The 15,492-nt window shown below is 67.9% G+C and carries 13 protein-coding genes; 3 read left to right on the top strand and 10 right to left on the bottom strand.

The window, feature by feature from the left end; translation table 11 throughout:
* Positions 1 to 130: 130 nt before the first annotated feature.
* Positions 131 to 1,717 carry an MFS transporter gene (locus tag DDE10_RS13695; protein ID WP_114953340.1) on the top strand — a complete coding sequence of 529 codons (1,587 nt, stop codon included), beginning with the start codon at positions 131 to 133 and terminating at the stop codon, positions 1,715 to 1,717.
* Positions 1,718 to 2,198: 481 nt separating this feature from the next.
* On the top strand, positions 2,199 to 2,630 hold the full coding sequence (gene rnk, locus DDE10_RS13690) for a nucleoside diphosphate kinase regulator (RefSeq protein ID WP_114953339.1): 432 nt from the start codon (positions 2,199 to 2,201) through the stop codon (positions 2,628 to 2,630).
* A 9-nt stretch (positions 2,631 to 2,639) separates the two neighbouring features.
* Here rnk and DDE10_RS13685 read toward each other — a convergent pair whose 3' ends face one another.
* Together DDE10_RS13685 and DDE10_RS13680 are read right to left on the bottom strand one after the other, a co-directional pair.
* Positions 2,640 to 3,569: a cation diffusion facilitator family transporter gene (locus tag DDE10_RS13685; protein WP_284734660.1), complete on the bottom strand. Its 930-nt coding sequence runs from the start codon at positions 3,567 to 3,569 to the stop codon at positions 2,640 to 2,642.
* Positions 3,566 to 4,036 carry a type 2 periplasmic-binding domain-containing protein gene (locus DDE10_RS13680; RefSeq protein ID WP_114953338.1) on the bottom strand — a complete coding sequence of 157 codons (471 nt, stop codon included), beginning with the start codon at positions 4,034 to 4,036 and terminating at the stop codon, positions 3,566 to 3,568. The genes DDE10_RS13685 and DDE10_RS13680 overlap by 4 nt, the downstream gene beginning before the upstream one ends.
* Before the next feature lie 373 nt (positions 4,037 to 4,409).
* Between DDE10_RS13680 and DDE10_RS13675 the strand changes: the two genes are divergently transcribed.
* Positions 4,410 to 5,705: an HD-GYP domain-containing protein gene (locus DDE10_RS13675; RefSeq protein ID WP_114953337.1), complete on the top strand. Its 1,296-nt coding sequence runs from the start codon at positions 4,410 to 4,412 to the stop codon at positions 5,703 to 5,705.
* Between the two features lie 30 nt (positions 5,706 to 5,735).
* Here DDE10_RS13675 and DDE10_RS13670 read toward each other — a convergent pair whose 3' ends face one another.
* From DDE10_RS13670 to DDE10_RS13635, 8 genes are all read right to left on the bottom strand, one after another.
* On the bottom strand, positions 5,736 to 6,041 hold the full coding sequence (locus DDE10_RS13670; RefSeq protein WP_114953336.1) for a PspC domain-containing protein: 306 nt from the start codon (positions 6,039 to 6,041) through the stop codon (positions 5,736 to 5,738).
* Positions 6,042 to 6,303: 262 nt separating this feature from the next.
* Positions 6,304 to 7,668, bottom strand: a complete 1,365-nt coding sequence (locus DDE10_RS13665) for a spinster family MFS transporter (RefSeq protein WP_114953335.1) — start codon at positions 7,666 to 7,668, stop codon at positions 6,304 to 6,306.
* Between the two features lies 1 nt (position 7,669).
* Positions 7,670 to 10,003 (bottom strand): TonB-dependent receptor, encoded by a 2,334-nt coding sequence (locus tag DDE10_RS13660; protein ID WP_162806614.1) that lies wholly within the window; start codon positions 10,001 to 10,003, stop codon positions 7,670 to 7,672.
* Positions 10,004 to 10,043: 40 nt separating this feature from the next.
* Positions 10,044 to 11,498 carry a carotenoid oxygenase family protein gene (locus DDE10_RS13655; protein WP_114953333.1) on the bottom strand — a complete coding sequence of 485 codons (1,455 nt, stop codon included), beginning with the start codon at positions 11,496 to 11,498 and terminating at the stop codon, positions 10,044 to 10,046.
* A complete protein-coding gene (locus DDE10_RS13650; RefSeq protein ID WP_114953332.1) occupies positions 11,491 to 12,354 on the bottom strand; it encodes an alpha/beta hydrolase in 864 nt (287 codons plus the stop codon). Before DDE10_RS13650 ends, DDE10_RS13655 begins: the two co-directional genes overlap by 8 nt.
* Complete coding sequence (locus DDE10_RS13645; protein ID WP_114953331.1) at positions 12,351 to 13,451, bottom strand: NAD(P)-dependent alcohol dehydrogenase; 1,101 nt, start codon at positions 13,449 to 13,451, stop codon at positions 12,351 to 12,353. The genes DDE10_RS13650 and DDE10_RS13645 overlap by 4 nt, the downstream gene beginning before the upstream one ends.
* A gap of 4 nt (positions 13,452 to 13,455) precedes the next feature.
* Positions 13,456 to 13,956, bottom strand: coding sequence for a nuclear transport factor 2 family protein (locus DDE10_RS13640; RefSeq protein WP_162806613.1), 501 nt, complete (start codon positions 13,954 to 13,956; stop codon positions 13,456 to 13,458).
* A gap of 47 nt (positions 13,957 to 14,003) precedes the next feature.
* Positions 14,004 to 15,473, bottom strand: coding sequence for an aldehyde dehydrogenase family protein (locus tag DDE10_RS13635; RefSeq protein ID WP_114953330.1), 1,470 nt, complete (start codon positions 15,471 to 15,473; stop codon positions 14,004 to 14,006).
* Between the last annotated feature and the right edge of the window lie 19 nt (positions 15,474 to 15,492).

Below are 15,492 nucleotides of genomic sequence, written 5' to 3'. Positions count from 1 at the left end.
GACGCGTTCTAATTTGGGCGGCGGACTCGAAAGCCGCGCCCATCGCTCGTCCCGCATTGCAACTTTCCCAGCGCTCGCCCATCGCTGATCCCCAGTCGCTGAAGTCGGCCAACGGGGAAACGATCAAGACATGCTGAGCATGAGCACCTTTGCGCAGCGGCGGGGGCTTTGGGCGTTCGTGCTCGGCGTCGCCGCGGTGACGGTCGGCGTGGTCATGCACATCCCGATGTTCCTGATGGGTCGCGACATGGGCTATCGGCTGAACGGCATGCCGATGGGCGACGACATGATCGTCGGCATGGGCCTGATCATCGGCGGGACCGCCATCGCCTGCTACGGGCTGCTGCCGCGAGACATCTCGCAGCACCTCGCGGCAGCCGAGGAGATCGTCGTGTCGCCGCCGGAGGATGCGCCGCTGACGGCGGCGCACTGGCGGCTGATGGCCGTGCTTGTCATCGCGCTCGTCATCGACGTGATGAAGCCCGCCAGCCTCGGCTTCACGCTGCCGGGCATGGTCGGCGAATATGGAGTCGATCGCCCTACCGTCTCGCTATTGCCCTTCTTCGCGCTGATCGGGACGGTGGTCGGTTCGGTCCTGTGGGGCGTGGTCGCCGACATTTACGGGCGCAAGGCCTCGATCCTGCTGTCCGCGGTGATGTTCGTCGGCACCGCGATCTGTGGGGCGATGCCGTCCTTCGCCTGGAATGTCGGCATGTGCTTCATGATGGGCGCCGCGGCCGGCGGAATGCTGCCCGTCACCTACGCGCTGCTCGCCGAGATGATGCCGAGCAAGCATCGCGGCTGGAGCCTTGTCCTGGTCGGCGGACTGGGCGCGGTCGGCGGCTATTTCGCGGCCGGCGCGGCGTCGGCGCTGCTGCAGCCGCTCTTCGGATGGCGGATCCTTTGGCTGATGAACCTCCCGACCGGGCTCGCGCTCATCCTCCTCGGCGGACTGATCCCGGAATCGGCCAAATTCCTCCTCGCCAGGGGCCGGCGTCAGGAAGCGCAGCGCGTCATGGAGCGGTTCGGGGCACAAGCGCGAAAGACGCGCGCCGCCGAGCGGCTTGCCTTCCAGCGCGGCCCTTCGGTCGCCCTCACCGGCGCCGCCTTCTTCGGCAAGCTGCTCGCCCTCAGCCTGGCGGCAACCTGTTACGGCCTCATCAATTTCGGGCTGCTGCTGTGGCTTCCCGCCGACCTCGTCGAGAGGGGCTACAGCATGGAGCTGACCAGCAGCCTGCTCGCCCAGTCGGCGCTGATCGCCTTTCCGACCATCTTCGTGGCCGCGGCCGTCTACAGCCGGCTGAGCACCAAATGGTCGGTGGTCGGATCGATCGCCGTGACTCTGATCGGGCTCGTCGGCGTGCTCGCGCTCGAGCTTCGCCTCGTCGCCAGCCCGGTGCTGCCGGTCGCGCTGATCATCATCGGCACCAACGCGCTGGTCGCGATGGTGCTGCCTTATGCGGCCGAGAGCTTTCCGCTCCGGATCCGCGGTCGGACCACCGGCACGGTCGCCGCCTGCACCAAGGCGGGCGGCATGCTCGCCCAATTCGCCGCCATCCTCGGGCTGGTGCCGCCGCTCGCGATGGTCTCGATCATCATCTTCGTGCCGACGGCGGCGGCGCTGGGGCTGGTCGCCTGGTTCGGCAAGGAAACGCGCGGCCGCGACCTGCGCGATCTCGATCCCGACGGCCATACCTTTGCCGCCACCGGCATGTAGCGCGCTCCGATCCAGCATCGATCCGGGCGGCGATGTCCCTTGCCGGCTCCGGCCGCCGTCGACGGCGGATCGTTCAGGTCCAGGCCCGCGGAAAGCGGAGCGTCGGGAGGTCCTTCGAGGCGACCGGCCTGGGTTCGGACAGGCGCGCCCGATGCTGCGGCGGCGGCAAGCCAGATGCGGGCGATCGGAGGACCCTGACGACGTCAAGTCGAAGGACCGTTTCAGGAAAGGCCGCGCCGGACATTGGCTACCGGGTTGACAGTGTCGGAAAGAGAGCTACGTTCTCATCATGCGCCGGCTTTTCACATTCAGCCGATTTCTCCATCATTCGGGGCAGCTGCTCGCCGGCGCTTAGCCCCAGGTCGCGCTTGTTTTTCTTTTAGCCGATCTGGGGGGAACTTCATCAAATCGCGAGCGCGGCGGGACATTATTGTACCCTGCTGAGGCTTATGCTTCCACGAACAGAAAATGGTAGGCCATCATGCCGAGCGCAACGCAAAAGGCTGCAACTCGCAAGCCGGTCATTCACATCAGCGAGTCCGATTACGACCGCATTGCCGACCTGGCGCTGAGGATGGAGCGCAACTCTCCCGATCTTGCCCAGCAGGTGCTGAGCGAAATCGATCGCGCCCGGGTCCATCCCGATGCCAAGCTTCCCGGCAACGTCGTCAGGATCGGCTCGGAGGTCGAATTCCTCGACGAGAGCAGCGACACCCGCCGCCGCGTGCGGCTCGTCATGCCGTTCAAGGCGGATATCGCCGCCGGCCGGATCTCCGTCATGACCTCGGTGGGTGCGGGGCTGATCGGGCTTTCCGAAGGACAGGAGATAAACTGGCCGTGCCCGGACGGGCGCCCGCGCGTCCTTCGAATCCTCGCCGTCGTCCAGTCCCCCGAGGACGAAGCGGCGGCCTGACAGGCGGGCTCAGTCCTTCGTCGCCGTCGGCGGCTCGGGCGGGACGAAGCTGACCTGGACGAGCCGCCAGGCACGCTTGGGGTCGCCCGGCCAGAGGCTGCGCAGATCGAGGCGCCGCTCCGGTTCGACGCCGGCAAGCTGGGCATGGATATAGCGGCCGGTCTCGCGCAGCTTGACGTCGGCGCCGGGATAGCGGCGCTCCAGCTCCGCGATCAGCGCCTCGGCATCCTCGGCGATCTCGTCATCGTCCAGCGCGCGCGGGGCGCCGTCGACCAGCTCGGCGGTGGCAACCCGCAGCGAGTTGATCCCGTCCCAGAGGATGCTGAACGAGATGATCGCAGCCGCGGCCGCGTCCGCCCACCAATAGCCGAGGCCCACCCCGATCACGCCGGCGACGCCGGCCAGGCCAGTCATCCAGTCAGCCTTCTGCATCATCGCGTCGGTGTGGAGCACCTTATCCTGAAGGCGCCGCGCGACCGGCAGCTTGAGACGACCGAGGATCACCGGCGGGACCACCGAGTAGGCCAGGGCCGCGATCATCACCCAGCCGTGCCACAGATCCTGGCCGAACAGGCTTATCGAGGCGATCGTGGGATGATCGGCGGTCACCAGCGTCGTCACCGCGTCGTAGATCAGGAACGCTCCGACTGCGGACAGCGCGACGGCGGCGATGAGCGAGGCGAGGCTGTGGACCCGCTCCAGCCCGTGGGGGAAGCGGCGCGTCGGCGGCTTCGGCTCGAAGTGGCAGGCGATGAGGAAGACCGCCGCCGGGATCAGGCTGAGCACGTCCTCGATCAGGGCCGTCTTCATCGCCTGGCTGCCGCCCATGGCGAGCCACATGACCAGCACGACCGAACCCATCCAGGCGAGGGTCCACCAGGCGAGACGGCGCGCACGTCGAAGGTCGGCACGAATATTCTCGGGAAGTTCGCGGTTCACGGATCCCCTCCGAGCCGCCCCGCTTCGCGTTCCAGCAGCATGATCCAGGCATTCTCGCCATGGCGGGCGGCAGCCGCAGTGACCAGGACCGGCTCGTTCGTCTGCTGATCCGGATGCAGGACGATGTTGACGTGACTCGTCCAGGGCGTATCGGGCCGCAGCTCGCCGAGCACCAGGTCGAGCCGGCCATGCTCGAGCTCGGTGAGCAGCCGTTCGCTCGGCCCACTCACGATCGCGGGGCGGGCGCCGGTTGCGCCGGCGACCCGCGCCAGGTAGCGGCCCGCCGTGCCGTCCGGCTGCGGATCGGCGATCAGGCCGACCCTGAGCTCGCCGCTTGCGCGGATCCGCTCGAGCGTGCCTTCGGGATCCTTCGGCAGATCGGCGCAGCCCGCCAGCGCCAGGACGGCCAGCCCGAGACCGAGCCTGAGGCGCGGAAAGGCAACTCGCCCGGCCCCGAGCCATGGCACGTCTCCGCGCGCATCGCCGGATGGGGCGCTAGGAAGCCTCCAGACATCGTACTTTCCCGCACCAAGGGTTCGGCTCCACCGCAATGGCATTCTCGTCCTGCTGCCTCCTGCGCCCGATGGTCGGCGGCTTGGGCTTCGCACCATGCAGAGCCGACCGGCTTTGGCAAGGCAGAGCCGGCGGCATCGATCATCACCCGGCCGTCGTGGAGCAGTCCGATACCGCCTCGAGGATGTCGGCGTCGGATCGCATCGAGCGCCTGCGGCCGTCGGTGTCGTGCGGCGGCGATACCGGGTTCGTCCGCCGCGGCCTTAAGCATTTCCAAACCTGCTTCGGGCAATCAGGCGTGTGGGGCTTTGCGGGAATGGATCACCGATGCTGCGCGTAAGAAAAGAGGATCTGCGCCTGGGCATGTACATCCAGGGGCTGGAGGGATCCTGGTTCGATCATCCCTTCTGGAAATCCAAGTTCCTGCTGACCGAGGAGGAGGACCTCCGCAAGCTTCAGGACAGCGAGATCGATGTCGTGCTGGTCGATGCGGCGCGCAGCCTTGCGCCCGCGCTCGCCCATCTCAGTGCGCCCGAGCCGGCGCCGCGCTCGAAGCTCCTCGAGGAGTTCGCCGCGAAGAGCCCTTCGCCGCGCCCCCGCGCGGGGAAGGCCGCCGGCGCCAAGGATCTCACCGCCGACCCGTGGCGGCGCCCGGCGCCGCGTCCGAACGAGTTCCACGCGGCGCGCATGGTCCTGACGGATTGCATGGCCGCGGTGGGCGAGCTCTTCGTCCATGTGGAGAAAGGCGGCGATCGGGCGATCGAGGAAGCGACGCCGGTGGTCAACGCCATCGCCGAGTCGGTCGAGCGGCATCCGGATGCGCTCGTCACGCTGACCCGCGTGCGCAGCCTCGACCAATATACCTACATGCATTCGATCGCCGTCAGCGCGTTGATGGTGAACCTCGCGCGTCAACTCCAGCTCCCGTCCGACTACGTCACCCAGGCCGGCACGGCGGGGCTGTTCATGGACATCGGCAAGGCTTTCCTGCCGCCGCTCCTGCTCAGCAAGCGCCTGCCCTATACGGCGGAGGACTGGGCCGAGATGCATCGTCATCCGCAGCTCGGCGCCGAGGCGGTGTCGAGCTCCGGCGACCTGTCGAAGATCGTCGCTGACGTCTGCCTGCACCATCACGAACGCTATGACGGGAGCGGCTATCCGCACGGCCTTGCCGGCGACGACATCAGCCTGTTCGCCCGCATGGCGGCGATCTGCGACACCTATGACGCCCTGACCTCGGCGCGGCCGCACCGCGCCGCATACGGTCCTGCCGAGGCGATCGCCGAGATGTACAAGCTCAAGGGCCATTTCGACGAGAGCATGCTGACCGCCTTCATCAGGAGCATCGGCGTCTATCCGGTCGGCTCCCTTGTCCGGCTCGAATCCCGGCGGCTCGCTCTCGTCGTGGCGCAGCGGCGCGAGCAACTCACCCGTCCGGTCGTGCGGGTCTTCTATTCGGTGGTGGAGCGGGCCCACGTGCCGCCGCAGGAGCTGGATCTGTCCATCTTCCCCGAGCCCGATCGTATCGTGTGCCGCGAGGAGCCGTCCCGCTGGGGCCTTTCCAATTGGGACGACTTCTCGATGAACCTGCTCCACGGCCAGCCGGTGAAGCACGCCGCCTGAGCCGGCCGCGCGGCCGGCGGCGCGGCGGTCTCAAGCGGCGGCGGCGAGGGCGATCCAATCCTGGTCGTTATGGGCCTCGTCGGTGGCCGGCGCCAATTCCGCGGCCGTCGTCGCGGCGGGCGCCTGCTTCGGATCGGGAACCAGCAGGCGAGTGGCAACAACGACGACGCCGCAGATTCCATAGGCGGCGAGCGAGGCCACCGGGTTGAAGAAGGTGCCGATCGCCAGCGCCACCCGCAGGAGATTGGGATTGAAACCGAAATCCTCGCCGAGCCCCTGGCAGACGCCGAAAAAGGTATCGTCGCGGGCGATCAGGGAAGGGCGGGCGGTCTGCATCTCGTTCACTCCTGGGGTCTGGCGGCTGGCGCCGCGTGGATGCGTACCCCTCAGCACGAGCCGTGCCAGTTCCAGAAAATGAATATTCTTCAATGGCTTGGGCAGAAGGCCCAGAGGCCTCCTCGCTGCTTTCCGAGCGATCCGCGCCAACAGTTGGCGAAAGCCGCCACTGCCTGGCGGCTGGCGGGCCAGGCTCGCTCCAGGTTTCTGGGTTGCCGCGAATTGCGGGCCGTCAGACGATAACGTCCGACTGCAAATCGCTCTACGCCGCGGCCGGCTCGGCCGCCGGTCGGCTCGCACGCACGGCCAGCCAGTAATGAATTCCTGCCCAGAGGTAGAGCGGAGTGGAGGCAATGAAGGCGTGGCGGAGCCCGATACCGGCGACCTCGATGCAGGCCGCTTCGGCGGAACCGGCGGCGCAGACGAGACCGGGCCGCCCCTGAAGCTCGATTCCGGCGAAGATGTCGCTGAGCCAGCCGATCAGGGTCGGCGCCAGCGCCAGCGCAATCGCGTTCACCACCAGCATGTAGATCGCGATGGTCGAGGCGCGGGTGCGGGCGGTAGCGAGATTCTGGACGATGGCGAGGCCGGGGCCGTAATGGAGCAGCAGGCAAACGCCGGCCGCGACGATCAGCACGATGTTGAGCGATAGGCCGGTGGTGGTGAAGGCGGCGACGTAGAGCGGCGCCGCGAGGAACAGGCCGATGGCCGGGATGCGCGCATACCAGCGCAGGTCGCGGCGCCCGAGCCGGTCGGCCAGTGCGCCGCCGATGAGCAGGCCGCCGCCGACCGAGACGAAGGTGACGAGGCCATAGATCATCCCGGCGAGCGAGAGCGGCAGGCCATGCACGCGCGCGAAATAGACGCCGAGGAACTGGCCCAATCCGTGGAGGCCGAAACCGGCGAGGGTGCCGCCCGCGAGGACGTGGCGGAACACAGGATCGGCGAAAACCTGCCGGGCGACGTCGCGGAGCGGCGGCACGCTGTCCGCGGTCTCGGCTTCGGCATGGCCGCGTGGCGGTTCGCGCAGCGTGAGCCGGACGAGCAAGGCGATGAGCAGCCCCGGGGCCCCCATGATGACGAATGCCCAGCGCCAGCCGATCGACTGGGCGATAATCCCCCCAGCCATCGCGCCGACGAGCGCGCCGAACGGAACGCCGAGCATCACGATCGAGGTGGCGAAGGCACGGCGGTCGCGGGTGAAGTGATCGCCCAGCAACGACGTCGCCGGCGCCATGAAGCCGGCCTCGCCGACTCCGACCATGATCCGCATCACCAGCAGTTGGGCGAAGTTCGCCGCCGCGCCGCACACCATCGTCGCCGCCGACCAGACGACGGTGGCGGCGGCGAGGATGTTCACCCGGCTGCGTCGTTCCGCAAGCCGCGCAAAGGGGATGCCGAGGACCGAATAGAGCAAGGCGAAGCTCAGCCCCTGGAGGAGGCCGAGCTGGAGGTCGTTGAGGCCGAGGTCGCGCCTCAGCGGCTCGGCGACGGCCCCGACCACCGAGCGATCGGCATAATTGATCAGGCAGACGATCAGGAGGACGGTCAGCAGCCAGCCGCGATAGCCTCGCGAGAAGGTCGTGCCTTCGCCGGTCGGCATCGTGGCGGCTGCCTGGCCGTGCATCTCAGAATCCCGCCCTGAAGGTCACGCCGTAGGTCCGCGGCGCGCGGATATTGGCATAGAACAGGGTGGGATCGCCGCCTGCGGCGACGCCGCGCGAGAAGGCGTAGCGCCCGCCGCCGGTATAGATCGCCTCGTCGGTCAGGTTCCGGCCCCAGAGCGTGATCGTATAGCCATCGGTCGATTCGAAGCTGAGATCGGCATTGAGCGACACATAGCCGTCGTCCCGGCCCGACTCGATGAAGTCGGGCGACAGATACTGCCCCGACGCGAACTGGAGGTCGGCGCCGGCGACGATGCGATGGTCGCCGTCGAGGTCGAAGCGATGCTGGTAGCCGGCACTTCCGGTCCATTTCGGCGCCCGGACGAGCGGCATGCCCGAACAGTCGACGCTCTGCTGGGAATCGGTCAGCAGCGCCGGCGGCACCGGCACGCCCGGCGGAAGCGGCGGATTGTCGTTGCCCGCATAGGGCCGGACGGGCCCGAGCGTGCAGCCTGTCGCCTCCGTCGGATAGGAATTGACGAAGCCGGGGAAGGGCGGCGCGATCGGCGGGCTGTACACGTCGTAGACGAAGCTGTCGTAATTGGTGTGCAGATACTCGACCGCAGCCCTGAACGTACCCTGCGGGGTCGGCCGCCATTGCAGGTCGAGGCTGGCGCCGTAAAGCGTCGCGCGGCCGGCATTGGTCGTAAGCAGACCGGTGGTGCCCGAAGGCGTCGCGCCGAGGAAGCGCTCCTGCTTGTCGCGATACTTCCAGTAGAAGCCCTCGAGGTTGATCTGGAGCGTGTTGCCGAGGAAGCGGTTGCGCGAGCCGACGGTGAAGGCGGTGAGCGTCTCCGGCTCGAAGCTGTTGTTCGGCTGCGGCACCGAGGGAAAGAAGCCGCCGGACTTGTAGCCGCGGGCGGCTGTGGCGAAGAGCATGTTCTCCGGCCCGACATCATATTCGAGACCGGCGCGCCAGCTGATGTCGTCGAACGAGCGGCGGCCCTCGTTGGAGATGGTCGCGACCGTCGGCAGGAAGGCGTTGGTGAAGCCGCCCTGGCGTTTCCTATCCTCGGAATAGCGCAGGCCGCCGATCACGCGGAAGGTGTCGGTCAGGCTGTAGGTCGCCTCGCCGAAGGCCGCCCACGAGCGCGTGTCGAGCGTCGTGTTGACGATGCTGCGCTGGATCGGGAGCGCCTGCAGCTCGTAGAGCTGGGTCTGGTCTTCGTCGAAATAATAGACGCCCGCCACCCACTTCAGCCGGTCGCCGTCATTGCCCAGGCGAAGCTCGTAGCTCTGCTGCTGCGACGTCTCGGCCGTGTCGAAATAGAAGCCGGGCGTATAGGTGAGGTAGCTCGCCCGCGTGTCGCGATAGGCCGGGATGAAGGTGAGGGTGGCGCCGCCGAGATCGACGTTGAGCTCGGCGCTCAGCGCCCAGACGTCGATCAGGTTGAAGCCGTCGTCGCGGATACGGGTGCCGCCCGGTATGAAGGCGGTCGGCGGCTGCTGGGCGTTGCCGACCGACGGGCCTTCCCAGGGATCGTCGGGGACAGGGCTCAGGGTCGAGCGCTTCACCGTCGCCGCGCCCTGGCTGTCGACGCTGACATATTCGCCGGTGACGAGCAGGTCGACATTGTCGGCCGGCCGCCACAGCGCGGTCAGCCGCCCGGCGAGGCTGTGCTGGTCGTCATAGCCGTCGGTGAGATAGCCATCGCGATCGGTATATTGCACCGCCGCCCGCACGGCGAAGGTATCGCTGCCGCCCCCGACCGCCCCGGTCACCCGGATGAGGTCGTAATTGCCGATGTCGACGCTGAAGTCGCCGGTGATCCCGGCGGTCGGGCGGCGGGTGACGAGGTTGATGGCGCCGCCGGTGGCGTTGCGTCCATAGAGTGTGCCTTGCGGTCCCTTCAGCACCTCGACCCGCTCCAGATCGAAGAAGATCGGGCCGATGCCGTTCGGACGCGAGATGTAGACGCCGTTGATATTGTAGGCGATCGCGCTCTCCGCCGACGCGTCGGTCGCGAAGCTGCCGACGCCGCGCAGATAAGTCTGGTTGGTGCCGCCGCCGAGGCTCACCGTCAGGCCGGGGACGACGGTGCCGAGGTCGGACGCCTGGGTGACGCCGGCATTGGCCAGGGTCTCGCCGCCGAGCACCGCGATCGACAGCGACGAATCCTGGACCGATTCGGCGCGGCGCGACGCGGTGACGACGATGTCCTCGATCTGGTCGCCGGCGCCCTCGGCGTCGGCCGTCTCGAGCGCCTGGGCCTCGTCGGCCGGGGCATCCTGGGCCTGCGCTCCAGTGGCGATGGCGAGCGTGGCGAGACTGGCCGCCCAAATCAGTTTACGCATCCTGTTCTCCATGTATCGGGCTGGTCGGGCGCTGCGCGGATCAGGCCGCGTGCAGCTTGTAGGGATAGAGGCCGGTGGCCAGCGTCTCCTTCGGCACCCAGGTGCCGTGGAAGGTGGAGCGGACGCGAACCGGCAGCTTGATCGTCGCCACCGGTCCGGCCGCGAGATCCTGAGCATCGAGCACGACGAGATCGCTGCGGCCCTTGGACAGGCGGGCGACCGGGACGAGCAGCCATCCGTCGCCCTCCGGCGCGTCGGGCGCGCGAGGGACGAACTGGCATTCCTGCACGGTATCGCCCGCGCCGGGCGACCAGAAGTCGAGCTTGCCGGTGGCGAGGTCGAGTCGACCGGTCGAGCTCGATCCGTCGGCCGAACGGTAGCAGATCATGTAGCCGTAGCGATTGGGGCGGCCCTGGTAGCGGTCGTCGGTGCGCGGCATCTCGCACGACACGTCGAGCATCCGCTGCTTGGTGAAGGCTCCCTCGTTGCGCTCGAGGTCCATCGTCATGCGCGTCAGGAAAGGCGGCACTCCCGGTGCCGTTTCGCCTTCCGGAGTCGGGAAGAAGGGAAAGCAATTGCCCTCGTACAGGCAGACGTCGAGATGGATCTTCGATCCGTCGCGATGGGCGTTCATCATGTGCCCGGCGCTGGTCGCCGGCCCCTTGAACCAGCGTATTCCGTCGGCACCGCCGCGCCGCGGCACCAGGGCGACATGGGTCTCCTGCTTCGGATTCCATTGATAGAACGGCCCGCCCGCCTTCACCACGTCCATGTCGGTGATCAGCGGGAAGAAGGGGAAGACGACCCATTCGTCGGTGATCGCGAAATCGTGGACGCACGCCGCATAGGGCATTTCGAACCAGATCTCGTTGGAGAGCCTGCCGTCGGCGTCGAACAGGTAGAAGACGATGTCCTTCGTGCCGTCGCCCTTGGCCTGGTAGGAGAAGGCGAACAGTTCGTTGGTGACCGGGTCGACCTTGGGGTGGGCCGTGAAGCTGGTCGAGCGGATCTGGCCGTCCATGTCGACGCGCCCGAGCGTCTCCAGCGTATCGGGATCGAGCTCGTAGGGGAGATCGTCCTCCTTGAGCGCGTAGAGGTGCCCGGCATGGAACATGGCGGTGGTGTTGGCCGTCCCCATATGGACATCCTCCACCGACGGATCGTTGGTGAAGCGGTTGCGGTAGCGGCCGAACAGGCCGCGACGCGCCGCCTCCTGGCGCTTGAACCGTTCGGTGCGAACCCAGCGGCAGCGATAGTCGACCTGCCCGCCCTCGAAACGGAACATGTGGAACATGCCCTCGCCGTCGATGAAGATGTCGTCGGTGCGGCCGGAGGGGAATTGCCGGTCGGCGCCGTTGCGGTAGAGCGTGCCCTCCAGGCCCGCCGGGATCTCGCCCTGGATGATCTCGAGCGCCTTCACCTCGCATTCCGTGCGCATGGGCTCGCCCCAGCCCTCGTAGAGGTCGATTTCGGGGAATCGGACGGGTTCAACCATGTCGAGGCTCCTGGGATCGGATGAAGTCGAGAATGAGCGGGCCCAGCGTGTCGGCCGGCCCGCCCAGCGCGAGCGCCGGCGAGAGATGGTTGTGGCCGGCCAGCCAGTGCATGCGCGGGAAATCGCCGCGCGCGATGCCCCAGGCGCCGACGAAGGCGGCCGCCTGACGCTGGAAATCGGCGATGTCGAACTCGCTGACGGTGCAGAGCAGGGGCACCCGGCTGGCGATCAGCCCGTCCTGGCTCGATGCCAGCGGATAGTCGGCCTCGTCCTCTCCATAATAGGCCTTGTGAAAGGGGTTCGCCTGAGCCGCTGCCACGTCGTAGATGCACGAGACGAGCAGGGCGCCGGCGATCCGAGGCGCGAACTGCGCCACATAGCCGGCGACGTGGACCGCGCCCGCCGATTGGCCCATCAGGAAGATCCTGTCGGGATCGCCGCCTCGCCCGACGATATTGGACCGCAGCCACTCGACCGCGGCGCGCATGTCCTCGGCGCCGGAGGGCCAGCGGTGGTCCGGAGCGAGCCGATAGGTGAGGGTCGCGCCGACCATGCCGTGCCGCGCCGCGAAGGCGCCGACATTCTCATAGAAGGGAAGGCCGGGCGCACTCTTGTCGCCCATGACGAAGCCGCCGCCATGGACGTAGACCAGGACGGGCTTTCCGGCTTCGCCGTCGCGCCTGAACAGGTCGAGCCGGTGGCGCTCGTGCGGGCCGTAAACGAGGTCGCGCTCGATCCTCAGGTCGGGCTCGAGCGGGGGCGCCATCTCGGCGAGCAGCGCCTGGGTGGCGCGCATCATGTCGGGAGTGAGATCGGCGCCGAGCGGGCGCAGGCGGTCGCGCAGGTCGATCGTCATCGGCCCGCCTTCATCCGCAGGACCGGCTTGATCACCCGTCCCGCCGCGGTGTCGGCGAAGGCCCGGCCGATATCGGCGAAGTCGTAGAAGGTCAGCAGCCGCTCGAACGGGAAGCGCCCCTGCCGCCAATAATCGATCAGCATCGGGATGAACCGGCGCGGCGCCGCGTCGCCGCCGAGGATTCCGCGCAGCATGCGGCCGCCGGCAAGCATCGGGAACATGGCCGGGCTCCACTCGCCGCGAGGCGCGGTGACGAAGGCGGCGGTGCCGCGCATCGCCAGGCAATCCACGGCGGCGGTGAACACCGCCGGGACGGTGGTGGTGTTGAGCGTGAAGTCGACGCCGCGGCCGGTGACCGCGCGAACCTGCTTCGCCACTTCCTCCGAGTCGGCCGAGATCGCATCGGTTGCGCCGAGCTCCAGGGCAAGATCGAGCCGCTCGCGATGGAGATCGATCGCGACGATCCGGCGAGCTCCGGCGAGGCGCGCCGCCATCACCGCGCTCAGCCCGACTCCGCCGACGCCGAAGACGGCCACGGTTGCGCCGGCGCCGACCCTCAGCGATTCGAGGATCGATCCAGCGCCGGTGATGATGCCGCAGCCGAGCGGCCCCAGTTGTTCGAGCGGCAGATCCGCGTCGACCTTCACCGCGGTGCGCTCGGGGACGATCGAGTGGGTGGCGAAGGAGGACTGGCCGAAGAAATGCGAATGCAGCGGGCCCTCGCCGTCGGCGAGGGCGGTGCTGCCGTCCATGCGCTGTCCGCCGAAGCTGCGCGGCATCGCCTGATCGCAATAGCTGGGCACGTTCGCCGCGCAGTTGGGACACAGGCCGCACGAGCTGCCGCTCAGCACGACATGATCGCCCGGCGCGAAGCCGACGACCGATTCGCCGATCGCCTCGACGATGCCGGCACCTTCGTGGCCGAGCACGATCGGCAGCGGCGACAGCCGTCCTTCGTGGGCATGGAGGTCGGTATGACAGATGCCGGTCGCGACGATCCGGACGAGCAGTTCGTCCCGGCGCGGACCCTCGAGCTCGACCGTCTCGATCGCCGGCGCCGGCGAATCGGCACGGCTGACGGCGGCCTGGATTCGCATCCGCTCAAGCCTTCCGGGCAGCCGGCGCCTGGCCGGGCCTCGGCTTCATCACGATATCGCCCTTCCACGGCACCTGATCCATGGCCGTCCAGGCATTCACCTTGAGCGACTGGAACAGCCAACGGCCGTGTCGGCGGGTGACGTGATCGATGCGGGTTCCGATTCCGAAGACGAAATTGGTGCCGTAATCGACGTTGAACTGGAGGATCTGGTAGAAACAGCGGACGTCCGCCTCGCCTTCCTCCTCGCGAGGCTCCATGATGAAGTGGTTCATCAGGTGCTGGCGGCCGTACCACCAGTGCTGGCGGTCGTTCCACAGCGAGCGCAGATTGTCGCGGATCGCCTCATGGCCCTGGACGCGGCCCTGCCAGAGATGGTCGAACCAGGCATCCTCGGTGAAGGTCGAGAGCGCCATCTCCTCGTCGGCGAGGTCAATCCCCCAGGCGTAACGGGCGTAGAGCTCCTGGATCTCGAGTCGATCGAGAGCGGATAGCTGCCAGGTCAATTGCGGTCCTTTCCTGTCGTGTGGCCGGTGGCGCCGGGCGAGGCCGGTCAGCGGCTGGTCGGCTGCGCGGGCTTGCCGAGATGATGGTCGTCCTGGATGTCGGCGACCTTTCCGTGCTGCGTCATCAGCGCCTTGCGGCGCACGAAGCGCAGGATCGATTCGGGCCCGGTACGCGACCCCCCGAGCCCGGAAGCGCCGAAGCTGTGGGTGCCGACGGTGCGGTTCTTGCCGAAAGTCAGGAACGTGTCCTGGATGAAGACCGCGCCGGCATTGACCTGCCGCGCGATCGGCAGCGCTTCCTCTTCGCTGCCGGCGATCACCGAAGCGGTGAGGCCGAAAACGGTGTCGTTCGCCAGCGCGATCGCTTCGTCGATGTCGCGATAGGCCATCACCGGCAGAACCGGCCCGAACGTCTCCTCCCGCATGACCAGCATGTCGTGGTCGACGCCGGTGATCACGGTCGGCCGCATGTAGAGGCCGCCGCCGATCGTCTCGACCTTGCCGCCGGTCAGGATCGTCGCGCCCCTGGCCACCGCGTCGGAGAGGTGGCGCTCGACGATCTCGGCCTGGGGGGCGAAGGTGAAGGGGTGGAGATGGCCGGCCCGGGGATCGTCGGCGTTGAGCCGCACCGCCTCGGCCTTGCGCACGAGCGCCTCGACGAAGCGGTCGTGCAGGGCCTGATGGACGTAGATGCGCTCCACCGAGAAGCAGACCATGCCACTGGCATGGACGCCGCCGCGCAGAACCGATGTCGCGGCACGATCGATGTCGGCGGTCTCGGTGACGATGACCGGATCCTTGCCGCCGAGCTCGAGGAAGCAGGGAATCAGCCGATCGGCGCACTGGCGGGCGATCTTGCGGCCGGTCGGCACGCTGCCGGTGAAGCAGACGAGGTCGACCTCGGCGATCAGCTGCTGTCCGGTCTCGCCGTCGCCCATCACATAGTCGAACACCCCGGCGAGCTCCGGGACGGCCGCCACCGTCTCGAAGAGCGGACCGATGAACCGCGGCGTGATCTCGGAAGGCTTGAGCAGGACCGCGGATCCGGCGAACAAGGCCGGCACTGCGTCCAGCAAAGCCAGCATCATCGGCGCGTTCCATGGCGAGATCACGCCGACGAGCGGGTAGGGCACGAGCTGCGTGCGCACCTCGACCGACGGCATCGACCTGGAGGTGCCGTGGAAGCCCGCCTGGTCGAGCACGGCCTCGGCATCCTCGATCCAGCCACCGATATTCCCCATGGTGATGAAGCCCTGGAGATAGGAGGTGTGGCAGCCGCCGGTATCGACGGCGTCCGCCTCGGCAATGTCCTGCGCGCGCCGGGCGACCTCGCCGAGCCATTTCTTCATGACTGCGACACGGTCGGCGGTCGGAAGCGCGGCCCAGCTTTTCTGGTTGTCGCGCAGCCGTTGCGCCTTCGCCGCCACCTCGGCGGCGCGGGTCACACTCAGCATGAAGTCGGTTTCGCCGGTGCGCGGATTGCGCACGGGCAGCGCGCGCCCTTCGGCGTCAGCCATCCCATCACTCCTTGTCGGC

Origin of the sequence: Sphingosinicella terrae (assembly GCF_003347635.1) — a bacterium.
Lineage (GTDB): Bacteria > Pseudomonadota > Alphaproteobacteria > Sphingomonadales > Sphingomonadaceae > Allosphingosinicella > Allosphingosinicella terrae.
The sequence above is the reverse complement of the archived record's forward strand: the minus strand, read 5'-3'. Positions and strand labels throughout refer to the sequence as shown.

Bases quoted from the DNA above. Each gene is read 5' to 3' on its own strand.
- DDE10_RS13670 (WP_114953336.1), bottom strand. From the start codon at position 6,041: ATGCAGACCGCCCGCCCTTCCCTGATCGCCCGCGACGATACCTTTTTC.
- DDE10_RS13650 (WP_114953332.1), bottom strand. From the start codon at position 12,354: ATGACGATCGACCTGCGCGACCGCCTGCGCCCGCTCGGCGCCGATCTC.
- DDE10_RS13660 (WP_162806614.1), bottom strand. From the start codon at position 10,003: ATGCGTAAACTGATTTGGGCGGCCAGTCTCGCCACGCTCGCCATCGCC.
- DDE10_RS13635 (WP_114953330.1), bottom strand. From the start codon at position 15,473: ATGGCTGACGCCGAAGGGCGCGCGCTGCCCGTGCGCAATCCGCGCACC.
- DDE10_RS13665 (WP_114953335.1), bottom strand. From the start codon at position 7,668: ATGCACGGCCAGGCAGCCGCCACGATGCCGACCGGCGAAGGCACGACC.
- DDE10_RS13675 (WP_114953337.1), top strand. From the start codon at position 4,410: ATGCTGCGCGTAAGAAAAGAGGATCTGCGCCTGGGCATGTACATCCAG.
- DDE10_RS13645 (WP_114953331.1), bottom strand. From the start codon at position 13,451: ATGCGAATCCAGGCCGCCGTCAGCCGTGCCGATTCGCCGGCGCCGGCG.
- DDE10_RS13695 (WP_114953340.1), top strand. From the start codon at position 131: ATGCTGAGCATGAGCACCTTTGCGCAGCGGCGGGGGCTTTGGGCGTTC.
- DDE10_RS13655 (WP_114953333.1), bottom strand. From the start codon at position 11,498: ATGGTTGAACCCGTCCGATTCCCCGAAATCGACCTCTACGAGGGCTGG.
- rnk (WP_114953339.1), top strand. From the start codon at position 2,199: ATGCCGAGCGCAACGCAAAAGGCTGCAACTCGCAAGCCGGTCATTCAC.